The 14,443-nt window shown below is 37.5% G+C and carries 11 protein-coding genes; 2 read left to right on the plus strand and 9 right to left on the minus strand.

All coding sequences use genetic code 11. The features are described 5' to 3' along the window. Positions 1-4: 4 nt before the first annotated feature. The 9 genes from D0T60_RS12835 to D0T60_RS12875 form a co-directional block, all read right to left on the minus strand. Positions 5-4,393: a hybrid sensor histidine kinase/response regulator transcription factor gene (locus D0T60_RS12835; protein ID WP_163218510.1), complete on the minus strand. Its 4,389-nt coding sequence runs from the start codon at positions 4,391-4,393 to the stop codon at positions 5-7. A 121-nt stretch (positions 4,394-4,514) separates the two neighbouring features. Continuing rightward, entirely contained in the window at positions 4,515-5,951 is a 1,437-nt protein-coding gene (locus D0T60_RS12840) for a Gfo/Idh/MocA family protein (protein WP_163218511.1), read from the minus strand. Between the two features lie 49 nt (positions 5,952-6,000). Beyond that, positions 6,001-6,462, minus strand: a complete 462-nt coding sequence (gene queF / locus D0T60_RS12845) for a preQ(1) synthase (RefSeq protein ID WP_163218512.1) — start codon at positions 6,460-6,462, stop codon at positions 6,001-6,003. 152 nt (positions 6,463-6,614) lie between these two features. Then, on the minus strand, positions 6,615-7,271 hold the full coding sequence (queC, locus tag D0T60_RS12850; protein WP_163218521.1) for a 7-cyano-7-deazaguanine synthase QueC: 657 nt from the start codon (positions 7,269-7,271) through the stop codon (positions 6,615-6,617). Positions 7,272-7,273: 2 nt separating this feature from the next. Then, positions 7,274-7,954 (minus strand): queuosine precursor transporter, encoded by a 681-nt coding sequence (locus D0T60_RS12855; RefSeq protein ID WP_163218513.1) that lies wholly within the window; start codon positions 7,952-7,954, stop codon positions 7,274-7,276. Between the two features lie 87 nt (positions 7,955-8,041). Beyond that, positions 8,042-8,584, minus strand: coding sequence for a TlpA disulfide reductase family protein (locus tag D0T60_RS12860; protein WP_163218514.1), 543 nt, complete (start codon positions 8,582-8,584; stop codon positions 8,042-8,044). Then, positions 8,581-9,288 carry an MjaI family restriction endonuclease gene (locus tag D0T60_RS12865; RefSeq protein ID WP_163218515.1) on the minus strand — a complete coding sequence of 236 codons (708 nt, stop codon included), beginning with the start codon at positions 9,286-9,288 and terminating at the stop codon, positions 8,581-8,583. The genes D0T60_RS12860 and D0T60_RS12865 overlap by 4 nt, the downstream gene beginning before the upstream one ends. After that, positions 9,281-10,579 (minus strand): DNA methyltransferase, encoded by a 1,299-nt coding sequence (locus D0T60_RS12870; protein ID WP_163218516.1) that lies wholly within the window; start codon positions 10,577-10,579, stop codon positions 9,281-9,283. The genes D0T60_RS12865 and D0T60_RS12870 overlap by 8 nt, the downstream gene beginning before the upstream one ends. Positions 10,580-10,699: 120 nt before the next feature. Beyond that, positions 10,700-12,016, minus strand: a complete 1,317-nt coding sequence (locus tag D0T60_RS12875) for an OmpP1/FadL family transporter (protein WP_163218517.1) — start codon at positions 12,014-12,016, stop codon at positions 10,700-10,702. A gap of 237 nt (positions 12,017-12,253) precedes the next feature. On the opposite strand from D0T60_RS12875, the gene D0T60_RS12880 reads away from it, so the two are divergent. After that, positions 12,254-12,961 carry a pirin family protein gene (locus D0T60_RS12880; protein ID WP_163218518.1) on the plus strand — a complete coding sequence of 236 codons (708 nt, stop codon included), beginning with the start codon at positions 12,254-12,256 and terminating at the stop codon, positions 12,959-12,961. A gap of 121 nt (positions 12,962-13,082) precedes the next feature. Further along, positions 13,083-14,291 carry a DUF4468 domain-containing protein gene (locus D0T60_RS12885; protein WP_163218519.1) on the plus strand — a complete coding sequence of 403 codons (1,209 nt, stop codon included), beginning with the start codon at positions 13,083-13,085 and terminating at the stop codon, positions 14,289-14,291. The last annotated feature ends 152 nt before the right edge of the window (positions 14,292-14,443 follow it).

Below are 14,443 nucleotides of genomic sequence, written 5' to 3' on the forward strand. Positions count from 1 at the left end.
TGCTTTATTTTTTTAATACTTTATCCCGGTATTCCGTAGGAGTTATTCCCATGGTTTGCTTAAAACATTTACTAAAATATCGGGGATCATTAATACCAACCATATAAGAGATTTGAGTCATATTAAATTCTCCAGTCTCTATTAATTGCACTGCTCTTTTAATACGCATTTCCCGAATAAATTCGATAGGAGCAAAACCCGTCAAAGTTTTAAGTTTCTTAAAGAAGACAGAACGACTGACAGCTAATTCTTGTACCAAATCGTCTACCATCAAATCGCCGTTATCCATATTTTTCTCCATGAGCTCCATCAGTTTATCCATAAACTTACGGTCGATGGAAGTCATTTCCGGTTGAGTAGCTTCCTCGGTTTTCTGTACTTCTTCTACCTCATCACTCATTAAACCGGAACGGTATACCTCCTGTAACTTCTGACGTTGCAGTAGAATATTATCTATTCGAGCTTGCAAGTAAGTGGCACTGAACGGCTTTGTTATATAATCATCTGCTCCATATTCGAGCCCTTGTATTCTGTCTTCAACCGATGTTTTGGCTGTCAACAAAATAATGGGTATATGGCTGGTAGTCATATCCGCCCGCAATTCTTTCATCATCTCAATTCCGTCTTTCTCGGGCATCATCACATCACTTATAACTATATCGGGCAAATACTTCAGCGCTTTGCTCCATCCTTCCATGCCATCAACAGCTTCGATGATTCTGAATTTAGCAGCAAAGATTCCACGCAAGAATGTTCTTAATTCCTGATTGTCTTCTACCAGCAGCATCACTTTTTTCGATAAATTAGCTCCTTCGCTACTTTCCACCGGAATTTCGGTAATTACTGCCGTATCTCCGGTGGTATCTACCTTTTCAAAAACAGTAACGCGGGTACTATCTTCCAAAATAAACTCTGTACTCTCATCGTAGTGTTCTTTTCCTTTCAGGAAGTCTACTTTAAAGCTGCTACCTTCTCCAAGCTTACTATTTACCGTAATAGTTGCTTTATGCATTTCTACCAGTTCTTTTACCAGAGAAAGACCTATTCCCGTACTGGCAGAATGATTGAAAACATTTTTATCGACAATATTCTCAAAACGAACAAAGATAGAACTTCGTTTATTTTCCGGTATACCTACTCCCTGGTCACGAATTTCAATTGAAATAGTTGAATGATCCTCACGTACATACACCTTTATCATTTTTCCGTTCGGGGTATATTTAAATGCATTGGAGAGCAGGTTAAACAGAATTTTCTCCAGTTTATCTTCATCAACCCACAAATACAGATCGTCTTTTTCTGCTTCCAGAATATAATCAATATGATGTTCCACTGCCAACGAGTCGAAATTATCCATTACTTTCCGTACAAAAGGAATCACATCTACCTTTTGCACCTGTATCTTCATTTTGTTGTTTTGTATCTTACGGAAGTCCAGTATCTGGTTAACTAAACGCAACATCCGGTTGGTATTCCGTTCTACCACCACCAACTGTTCTCGCGCATCGGCCGGAAGTTTATCATTCTTCAATACATGCTCCACCGGACCGGAAATCAGTGTCAGCGGAGTTCGCAACTCATGAGATATGTTGGTAAAAAAGCGTAGTTTTATATCAGAAATTTGTTGTTCAACAGAAACTTCGTGTTTTAAACGGTAAATGGTAAAGAGAATATAAACCGCTATCCAGATAATAAGTATGAAAATTACTGCATAAAGCAGGTAGGCCCAAACTGTTTCCCAAAAAGAAGGCAACACTTCTACTCTCAGGCTACGTGTATTATCTACCCACACTCCATCACTATTGGTCGATTTAATTTTAAAAACATATTCTCCTTTCGGAATATTCATATAATTGGCAGTTCGCACTTTATCTACATAATTCCATTCTTTCTCAAATCCTTCGAGCATATAAGCATACTGAACATTCAACGGATTTGTATAATCGAGTGCTGCATAACGTACCGTTAAGCTATTTTCATCGTATTTTAATACTAATTCATCTTTATCATCCAACGTTCTTCCTAATAATATACGAGGCATATAAGTACTCTTATAAATAGAATCCGGATGAAAACGGAATATACCGGTACTTGCTCCATACATAATTTCTCCTGCAGAAGTTTCAGTAGAAGCTGCCTCATTAAAACGAACACGAAACATGATGCTTCTATCGTCATAGTTTTCAAAGCGTTCGTCGGCAGGAACAAACTTGCTTATTCCATGCTCTGTACTCATCCAGAGATTTTCCTTACTATCTTCTACTATTGATAAGATTACATCCGATGGCAATCCATCCTGAACAGTGTAGGACTTAAATTGAGCATTTCCGTTTTCATCAATAGACATCAATTTATTCAAACCTCCACCAAAGGCAGCCAGATATAGTTCATTCTTTTTCGTATTAATAATCCAGTGAATATCATTGTTACTAAGGCTATGAGGATCGCTGGGTACACGGGCATAATGATGGAAAACGATGTCTTCGGGCCGGGCAAAATTTCCATTGAAAGAGATGGCACCGGTAGTAGTACCTACCCATATACGCCCATCACTATCTGATGTAATAAAACGCACCTTGTAACAGTTATCAATAGGATACCCTTTCAGGTGGTTCCGATGATTAATAAACAAAATCTTACCGGAAGCGTCTTTATCAATATAGTTTATTCCTCCGGCAAATGTGGCTACCCAAATGCGTTTATTAGCATCTTCATACGTACAATACACATTGTCATTACTTAAACTATAAGTATCCTCGGCATGATAAATAAATCGTTGAAGTTGATAAGATTTTCCCGATTCTTTTTTCTCAGCTCGTATTAATCCGTTTCCTTTAGTGGATATCCATAAAACACCTTGGCTATCTTGCATCAATCCGTATGTAACCCCTTTCAAACGCTGCCCGGTATAAGAAACAATACCACTTTCGGTTAGATAACCCTTATAGTTCATATTAACATCATACACACGGAGTTCGCCATTCTTCAGTCCTACCCAAATGTTATTATCATTATCGGCCAGGAGAGCACGTACTTCATTGCTTAACGATTCCAAATGTTCCGGATATGGTGTATTAAGATGGAACTGAATAGGTCGGAAACTTACTTTCTCCAATCCCTTGGAATGTGTTCCCATCCAGAGATTTCCTTGCCTGTCGGAAAAAGCCGAGTGTACCTTATTGGAGAATTTCCATTCTTTGGACCCCGGCTCATTATAGAAGGGTATGAGTTTGTTTTCTACCCGATCATAATATGACATACCACCGGCAAACGGATGCACCCATACCCGCCCGCGAATGTCTTCATGTATATGAAAAGACGGGCGCGCCCTGTCGGCACCGGCTGGTTCAACCTTTAGCCGTTCTTGTTTTAAAATACGTGTAGAAGGCTGAAAGTGTGTGACACATCCGGCCACTTCCTGCTCAAACCAAATTTCTCCTCCTTTATCTATATAAACAGATAGAATAGGATCGCAAGGTAACTCTTTATACGTTGTTGGAGAATAATGTGTATGTTGATTTGTTCGGGGATTATAAACAAAAAAACCATCTGTAGAAGTCACAAATAAGATATGTTCATCAGATAAGCACCGTATAGCTACCACGAATGATTTCGCGGGTAATTCTAATAGTTGAAATCTTTCCTCTTTCTTAAAGAATCGCCAAACATGCCCCTGTTCTGCTCCTAAAAATATCTCTTGCTCATTCTCTGCAAAAGAATAGAATTTATGGTCATCTTCTCTTGTACATGTTCTACTTTCAGCGAAATATGATATTGCCTCTTGCTTTCCGGGGAGAATTATTCCCAGCCCATTGTCTGTCAATAGCCATTCGCTTCCGGAACTGTCCAAACAAATATCAAAAAAATGATTCGCCGGAAAGCCTCCTGTTTTAATCGAAAAGATAGTTGATGTTAATGAATGATCTTCCGGATTGACTTGTACTCGAATAGCTCCTTCTTTTTCGGTAAGTAGCCATACAGTACCATTATCGAGTGCTTTGATGGAAGTTATATTCATCAAAGCACCGTCTCCCGAAGCAGGCACCTGTTCGAATATTTCCGTAGAAGGATTGAATCGATGAATTCGGTTATCATAGGTTTGAAGCCAAAAGTAACCGAATTTATCTTCCAGCATGTGGTCTACCCGATTATTAGTCAGACTTATTTCGCTTCCCTGACTTGCTTTATAAGTAGTAAAGGTGTATCCGTCGAATTTATTCAGTCCGTCCCATGTAGCAAACCACATAGCTCCTTTGTGATCTTGCAAAATGCTCATAACCGTATTCTGTGACAAACCATCTTCTGAAGAATAATGCGTGAAGAAACTATTATCCTGTGCATTCAGAAAGGTTGTTGAATATAAAAAGATAAGGCCTACAATTAGTCTATACATATTTTTCACCGAAAATAGAATGAATGATTGGTGTAAAGATACAAAGAATAGACTATTTTTGTATGTATTAGAGATCCTTTTTAACAAGTTGTCAGTGTATGAGCAGTCAGATCAATCACATTTACTGAGCAAACTGAAGCCCTTTCAATTTATTCCATGCACCACGGGTAAAATCAGGTACTTCAACAGGCGCTCCATTATTTTGCACAGACAATTCGGTCAAAGGAATCAAGCACGACCACTCTGCTGCATCATATACATCCTGATCTAATGGTAATCCATTGCGTAAACAATATACAAGGCGATAGTCCATAATGTAATCCATTCCGCCATGAGCGATAGCCCCTAATTCGGCAGCGCGCTTTCCTGCTTCTTTATAAAATGGATGTTCATAAACATTCAATACAGAATCCATTTCGGCACGGGGTAAGGCACTATGACTATTAAGTGCAATCTGTCTGGCCGGATATTTTTGTGCAAAGCCTTGCGTACCACTTACCATGTGAATACGGCTGTAAGGGCGAGGACTGGTTACATCATGCTGAATCATCATTGTCTTTCCCTTTTCGGTCTTAATCAATGTGGTATTCATATCGCCTAATTCATAGCTTTGTTTAGCTTCCGGAGAATCTTTTCCATATCTTTTTTCTGCATATTCAGTCATCCCAAACTGATTGGAAGAAACAGATACCAGATAATTCATTTTATCGCCGCGATGAATATTCAGGATTTGACATACGGGGCCTAAACCATGAGTAGGATAAGGATTTCCGGTATGTTCTATATTATAGTTCTTACGCCAATGATTCCAATAGCCAATAACTCCCGGTGTTTTTTTGGTTTCGGTGCCGGTGCCCGGTTCATAAGCTTCGGTTTGCGAAAGGCGATCATTAAAATTCAAAGAACGAAGATCGTGAATATAGGCTCCTTCTACATGTACAATTTCACCAAATACTCCTTGTTGAGCCATATTCAATGTTGCCAGCTCAAACTTATCATAGCAACAATTTTCAAGCATCATACAGTGAAGTCTTGTTCTCTCGGCTGTATTTACCAACTGCCAACATTCATCTAAAGTAAGTGCTGCGGGTACCTCAATGGCTACATGTTTGCCGTGTTCCATAGCATAAACAGCCATCGGAGTATGTGTTAACCAATCCGTACAAATATAAATAAGGTCGATGTCGTCTCTTTCGCAAACTTCTTTCCATGCTTCATCGCCGATGTATTCTTGGGCAGCCGGACGCTCTTGTTTGGCAATAGATGTTTGTACTTTATCCAGGTTATATTGTTCGAGGTCGCAAAGAGCCTTGACCTCTACACCTTCAATAGCCATAAAACGATCGACAGCTCCTTTACCGCGCATTCCTAATCCAATAAAGCCAACACGAACCGTAGGGATAGGATCACAACGTAAGCCCAAAACATCTGATTGACCGGAAGGTCGAAGAGGAATATCTGTCTTAATCATCTTAACGGATGATACATTAGTTTGACAGCTACTGATACTTATGATCAGACAAAGTAGAAGAAAAGAATAGATAAATTTGTTTTTCATGATTCAAAAGGTTTTTATTCACCTACAAAGGTATATTTTCTGCATAAAATTACAAACTTCTATTCATTAATCTATAGTGTGCCATTTCTTCATATTTTGTTCCCGGACGACCATAGTTGGTATATGGATAAATAGAAATCCCTCCGCGGGGAGTAAAAATGCCGGTTACTTCAATATATTTAGGATTCATCAATTTAATAAGATCTTTCATGATGATATTTACACAGTCTTCATGAAAGGCTCCGTGATTGCGAAAGCTGAAGAGATATAGCTTCAGACTTTTGCTTTCTACCATTTTTATATCGGGTAGATAATCAATGCGTATTTCTGCAAAATCGGGCTGACCGGTAATGGGGCAAAGACTCGTAAATTCCGGACAGTTAAAACGTACCCAGTAATCGTTCTCGGGATGCTTGTTATCAAAGGCTTCTAATACCTCGGGAGCATAATCTTGTTTATATACAGTTTTATTTCCGAGTAGGGATAGTTGCTCTGTTAATTCTTTACTCATAATTGTTATATATTAAAACGATACGCGGAAAAAGCGGAAGGAACGGATGAACGCGGAATTATATTTTAATATCACTTCAAACTTATAGTTCTACTTTATTATTTTTCCGCGTTCATCCGCTCCTTCCGCTTTTTCCGCGTATCCATAAGATTTCATTTTTTAGAAGCCGAATATTTCGTCAATCCTTCTTTTCTTAGTTTACATGCAGGGCAGTTACCACACCCGTCACCCACAATCCCATTATAGCAAGTCAAAGTTTGATTCTTCACAAGTTCGAAAACCCCCAGTTTATCAGCTAAAGCCCATGTTTGCGCTTTATCAATCCACATTAACGGAGTATGTATAACGAACTGTTCCTCCATTGCCAGATTTAGTGTTACATTCATAGACTTTATAAACGAATCGCGACAATCGGGATAACCGCTGAAATCTGTTTGAGAAACGCCTGTCACCAAATGATTGACTCCCCTCTCCCGAGCAAAAACAGCCGCCACGGCCAGAAAAAATAAATTCCGTCCCGGTACAAAAGTGTTAGGGAGTGCATCTGTCGGTTTTTCTTTATCAACTTCCAAATCAGGATTCGTCAGAGAGTTATTAGTTAGCCCTGCCAGAAATGGCAAGTCTATGCAATGAAACTCGACATTGGCTTTTTCGGCTATCTCGCGTGCCACTCTTACTTCATCAACATGCTTTTGTTCATAACGAAAACTAACTGCATATACTTTCTTAAATCTCTCTTTGGCCCAATAAAGACAGGTAGTTGAATCCTGTCCGCCACTAAAGAGTACTACGGCAGAGTCATTATTCATCATTACAAATCTTTTATTTTAAGAATGTTGTAAGAGATATCTTCGTCGTACACATCGTCATCTTCTACTTTCTTTATGTACTTCACCACATGTATGGTGACAGGAAGAATGATTACTTCGTACATCGACTTCAACACTATTTGAATACCAATCATCATCATCAATTCTTCCATAGGAATGACTCCCCCAAAAGCTAAGGGAAAGAATATAAATGAATCGGCAGTTTCGCCCACTACTGTAGAGCCTATAGCTCTTGCCGAGAAATTCTTTCCTTTACTTGCTATCTTCATTTTACTCATGACATAAGCATTCAGGAAAGATCCTACCAGAAAGGCGGCCAGACTAGCAAAAACAATTCGGGGAGCCATACCGAACACAAAGTTAAAGCCTTCTTCACCATCCCAAAAAGGAGCAGCAGGAAGCGCCACAGCTATCTGTGCTACGGCTACTAGAAAAAAGTTCATGGCAAATCCTGTCCAGATAATCAGACGTGCTTTTTTAAATCCCCAGACCTCTGCTATACAATCGTTAATAATATAAGAGATGGGAAACACAATTAAGCCGGCTGTTATTGTGAGGCCGAACACTTGAATTACTTTTGTTTCTAAAAGATTAGCTGCAATAAGGCATACATTAAACAGAATGCCCAACAGCATGAAGGGTACTGATACTTTATTTTTCATATTTCTTGTTTTTTACGTGGTTTACCAAGCACACGTGGTCTATAACGACCAAAGGGTTTTTAAAATCGGGGCAAAGGTAGGAATTTATTATGGAATAGCTTTCACTAAAGCTACAATTTTATTGGCTTTGGTTGCTGGCGTGTCACCTAACTCTTTAAAATCCTCAATATAGACAGCTCTTACTTTTTTGTCTTTATCTATTATATAGAGGGTTGGAACACGAGTACCTCCAAATGCGAAAAAGATTTTTTTATTGGAGTCGTGATACTTAGTCATTGTATATCCATTAGTAGTCCAATATTCGTCTGTTGCTTTTTGATCTTCACTGCGAGCAATGGCAGCCATCTTAAAATCAGAATCTTCTTGTAACTCTTTATACGCCAGTTCTAATCCCGGCAATTCTCTCTTGCAGTCGCCACACCATGTGTTAAAAAACACAAATAGAGAACGTTTACCGGCAAAATCATCTGATGATAAAACGGTACCATCTTGCTCTTCTATTTTGAAGTCAGGAATTATATCTCCAGCGACAATGGGATCTACTGGATTGTCCGGAATTTCTTTATCATCAGTAATACAGGATATTAACAAACAGGAAACCAGAAAAGACAGAATAAGGATTTGTTTCATTTTTTATTAATCAAATGTTGAATTTCTAATTCTATAACTTCAAAAATATTCTCATTGGCTATTTCACCGTCAAGGCTATACACTATAAAAACGTTCCCCCCAAATTCATTTTTAAACGCTTCAAAACTATCTTTCATCCTTTCAGAAGCAGAATAGTTCCCAAAATTAGCTTTAGAGGTAACAGGTTTAATTTGTATCCCGAATGCTATATCGTCCGATACATATCCCAAATAATCTATATCACCTGCATGATCTAATTCTGAAGGACTCTCTTCAAATCGAATATCCGGAAAGCGTTTTGCCAAACCATCATTTACTACTGATTTCTCTCTTAGATAACCATCAAAAGTTCTGTTTATTGTTAAATTATAAATATAGTTTACACAATCTTCTTTCGTTAATTTGCTAAAAGCTTCCTTCCACTCTGGAATAACTACTTCGGTAATCTTTGTATAAAGTCTTTCTCCCAACTCAAATAAGCTTTCCTTGGTTATCTTAAAAGGCTGTTTTCCTGTAGTAGAAGCATTATCAAAATACCATTTCTCCCACTGTTCGATTGTCTGGGGTTGACACTCTCTAATTAAGGCCATTACTGCTCCTACTTTATTTGGTCTGGAGAGTTGGTAGGTTTGACAAGCGTAATTTAATACCTTCTCTTTTTTTCCGAATTCTAAGGAGTATCGCTTTATTTCCTTTTTACTCATTGTTCTTATCTTTAAGATTCAGGAATTTACTTTTATATTTAAAATCAATGGAACAATCCACCAATGCCAATTTCTGCTTCAACAAATGAGCATTTATAAAAGTCTTATTTTCTAAATATAAATAGACCATCATGTTATTTTCAACATCATACTTAATTTCATCATATTTTAGAAAGACTTTTTTTCCTTTCAGTTTCTTATATAAAAAGGCTGTCGCCTCTCCATTAACAGCAGGATCTTGCTTTATTCCAATCAAGCGAATTACTAAATCATTATTCAGTTTTAGCAATTCTGGAGATATAATTTCTTTCACAGAGAAATATTCCTCTCTTCTTCCTGAACTATTAGTATCAATTTTAGAACCATATTGGATTTTCTTCACATCAATCTTTTTATCTAATTTATGAGTATCAATAAATTGATAGGGCAATTGAGCGATCCTTTTCACAAAGTCAGTTGTGACAGTTTGTTGCTTCACAATTTCTATTTCTGTTGCAGCAAACATGTCTCCTTTTCCTATTCTTTCCTCAATAATGGAAATAAATTCAGGATTAATCTCATAACCCACAGAATTACGATTCAATTTCTTTGCAACACAAGCAGTTGTTCCACTACCCATAAAAGGATCAAGAACAATTTCACCAGGAAATGAAAACATACGAATCAATCTATATGGCAATTCTTCCGGAAACATCGCTAAGTGCTTATCCTGTTTTGCGCCTGGGAAGTACCAGTGTCCATTAAAGAATGTATTCCATTCCTCATTAGACATCACTGAATTTTCCTTTTGTTCTTTCGTTGGTTGTGGAGATTTTCCTTGTTTTTTGAAGAGCAGAATATATTCAAAATCCAACTTAACAATACCATTGCGAGGATAAGGAAAACTTCCCATAATACTAGCTCCACCAGAGGTATTCATTGTTGTAGTTTTCTGCCAAATGATTTGTCCCATAAAATCAAGCCCTATAGTTTCACAAAATCTAATTATTTCACTATGAATGGGGATGATTTTATAGCGTCCATAATAAGTAGAACGAGCAAACTGATCTCCGATATTTATACACAGCCTACAACCATCATGTAACACTCTATAACACTCTTTCCATGTCAGGTTCAAATGATTGATATAAGTTTCATAGTCATCATTAAATCCAATTTGATCATCAGTTCCATAATCTTTCAATTGCCAATAAGGAGGAGAAGTAACAATCAAATGAACACTTTTATCCGGAAGTTCAATCATCTGCCTGCTATCTCCATTAATGACTTTATGTTTTGTATTAATTTTCATCTTAATAAGTCTATTTAAATACAAAGGTAGTTTTTATTTTGCTACAAGAGATGATAGAATATAAAAAAAGAGACTACCTCTTCAAGAAGTAGTCTCTCTGCACATTTATGTTATTAACCATCAGAATTTATAGTCGATACCTAAACCAAATACTTTGTTGGTACGGCTATATACATCTTTACCTGGCATTGGCAATCCATTATAGTTTGTACTTTCTTTGGTGTAATCGCGATAATCAGTCCAGAAATAGGCAACATTTAATTTCAATTTCGAAGATAGTTTAATGGCAGCACCAAGACCTACTGAGTAAGAATCGCAAGAGAAACTTGTATCACTTTGGAAGTTATCAGATAAGCCATAATCTGTTTTTTGATAACCAGCGCTTACTGTTACTCTTTTATGTGCATCCCATTCAGCTCCAATCAGGTATTCATGTGTATTTCCGTTTAATGCTTTTTGTTTATCATTAGCCATCCCTGCATCTTTATCGAAAAATTGATGGTATTCAATGGTAGCACGTAAAGTAGGAAGAATTTCATAACCAAGAGCAGCAGTTAATAATGCCGGAATATCATTAGGAGTATTTACACCATGCTCATAAGGTTTCAGTGCTTCTTGAAGATTTGGGTTACTAGGAGAGTAAGACATCTTTGTTTTATTCTCAATATTAACATTCGTCATGAATTCATATTTTAAACCCAAATTCCATTTGCCAAGTTTCACATCTGCCCCGATTATAGGAGTAACTCCCCAACCAGTCTGATCACAATCAAGTTCAATAACCGGTAAGTATGCAGAAGGAATAGCATTTTCATAACCTGTATTTGCTGTAGTTCTCAGATAACCTTCATAACCACTCTTCACATAGTTCATCCTACCACCGGCAAAAACAGATAAATAGTCATTAACCCTATAAGTAGCTCCTAACTGAAGGCCATAAATATATTGTTTGCCATCCATTGCACTATTTATAGTATACATACTAGAATTAAGCCCTCCTTGAGCTAATAATCCCATAATCTTCGAATCAAACATAGGAAGACCTGTATCAAATGAAGCTTTACCACCACCACCTGTTACGGCAAAACTACCGGAGAAAGTCCAATCTCCGTTTTTATAAGCAGCCTGTACACTTGGAATAAATGGTGCTGATGCTGTACCTTTATATTTGCGAGGCTCCGTTCCAAAAAGCGGAAAGGTAGCATTAATTGTTCTGGTTTGATAGGCACTCTGTCCATTCAAAGACAAATAGAATCCTTCCTCCAAAAACCCTAAACCTGCTGGATTAGAATATACCCCATCAATATCAATAGAAGCACCACGTGCTATCATTCTAAGAAATGAAACATGTTGATTGGTATTCGTTAATATACCTCCTGCGAAAGTTGAAATTGAAACAATCAACATCACCGCACTTATCAGAATTTGTTTTCTCATTTTAAATCGTTTTAATTAAAATTCGGCGCTAAAGGTACAACAAAATTGCACATTAAAAACAATCTTGTGCATTTATCTTCAAAAAAAACACATCCTTTATTATTGAACACAACTGTTTCAACAGAAACTAACTTGAATTATTTATACTCAGTTTCATAAAGTGGGTTGAGTCAGAATAGAACTTTCCGAACTTTTAGTTGTTTTATAAATAATCATCACCAAAATATAAAGATCATCATGAAAACGATTTTACACAAAGCAAATACAAGAGGACATTCTCTGTATAACTGGCTTAATAGCCACCACACTTTCAGTTTCGACCAATATTACGACCCTGAAAGAGTAAACTTCGGCGCCCTTCGTGTATTGAATGACGATTGGGTGGCTCCCGGCGAAGGATTTGGTACGCATCCGCATAAAAACATGGAAATCATATCCATCCCCCTAAAAGGAGCTTTGCAACATGGCGATAGTCATAACAACAGCAAGGTTGTGACTCCCGGAGATATTCAGACCATGAGTGCGGGTACCGGTATTTATCATAGCGAGATGAATCATAGCCAAACAGAAGCTGTGGAATTTCTGCAAATCTGGGTATTGCCCAGAACTAAGAACACCCACCCCATTTATAAAGATTATGATATAAGGCCATTACTAAAGAAAAATGAATTAGCTCTAATCGTAGCACCAGATGGTAGCGCACCTGCATCCATGCTGCAAGACACTTGGTTCTCCATTGGAGAGTTTGAAGTCGGAAAAACCATTGACTACAAAATGCATGGAAAAGTAATGGGTGTATATATCTTCCTGATTGAAGGAGAAATCAAAGTGGATGGCACCGTTCTTTCACGCCGCGACGGATTAGGCATATATGATACAGATCATTTCAGCATAGAAACAATGAAAGACTCCCATATATTGTTAATGGAAGTGCCAATGTTATAATATCTGCAAATTATGTCCCTTTTTTAACCTCTTTCGGAAATTTTCCGGAAGGGGTTTATTTGTTTATCCTCCATTTTTCGTATTATTGCATTTAAAATTTAGTTAGTAACAGTATAGAACCATGAAAAAATTAACTCACATTTTTCTTATTCTTCTGGCATCTATTCCAACCTTATTATATGGACAGAATGAAAGCCAATACCTTGCAGGCGCTGTGCCTATGGTAAACGATAAAGTTGTATTTTCCAGAGAAATCGATTTACCCGGCGCCAGTAAAGATGCTATTTACGATCGCATACACTCCTGGATGGAGAAAAGTATGAAAAAGAATCAGAATGACAGCCGGATTGTATATGCTGAAAAGCCAGAAGGTATTGTTGCCGGATTGGGCACAGAGTATTTAGTTTTCACAGCAAAAGCCCTTTCTTTAGATCGCGCACTTATTAATTATCAGATCACTGCAACTTGTACTCCTGGTAAATGTGCTTTGGAAATAGAAAAAATACGCTATGTATATCAAGAAAAAGATAAGTTTACAGCAGAAGAATATATCAGTGATGAAATAGCTCTGAATAAGGATAAAACGAAGATTTACCGTGGATATAAAAAATTCCGTGTTAAAACAGTTGATTTCGCCAATGAATTATTCGATGAAGCACAAGCAGCATTGGGAGTTCAGAAAGCTGTAGTGACTACACCAAGCAATGTTCAACCTCCATTAGTAACTTCTGCTCCTGTGACAACTACGCCTGTTGTTACTACATCGGCAGCGACTGCTCCTGTGGTAGCGCCTGTTACAGTAAGCAATGTATCATCTACCGAACTACAAGGGTACAAACAAATAGCACCAGACAAAATTCCGGGCAATATCATCAAAATGCTAAATGAAAACTGGATGCTTATCACTGCCGGTAACGATAGCCAATTCAATATGATGACTGCCAGTTGGGGAGGTTTGGGTGTTTTATATGGCAAGCCTATCGCAACTTGTTTTATCAATCCTACAAGATTCACTTACCAGCTAATGGAGAAGAATGACACTTATACATTCACTTTCTATACAGAAGCCTACCGAGATGCATTAAAGTATTGCGGAAGTAACAGCGGGAAAAATGCGGATAAAGTAAAAGGATCAGGACTTACTCCTATCACCACTCCGCAAGGAAGCAAAGCTTTTTCCGAAGCTTGGTTAATTATTGAATGTAAGAAGCTTGTTTCTCAATCTCTAATGCCCGAAGCAATCTCTGATCCGGCTATCAAAGAAGAATGGACCGGCAAACAACTACATAAGATGTTTATTGGAGAGATAATAAATGTGTGGGTGAAATAAGTGAAAAGTAAATAGTGAAAAGTGAATAGTAAAAGACAGGAAAACGTAAGAAACTTCGAGACTGTAATTTAAACTGTGTCAGTAAAGAATAAATTATTAACTTTACTAACACAGTTTTTTTTATGAAAGAAGAATTTGATTTTGAAAGCATT

This window comes from Bacteroides sp. 224, assembly GCF_010500995.1.
In the GTDB taxonomy this organism is placed as follows: Bacteria; Bacteroidota; Bacteroidia; order Bacteroidales; family Bacteroidaceae; genus Bacteroides.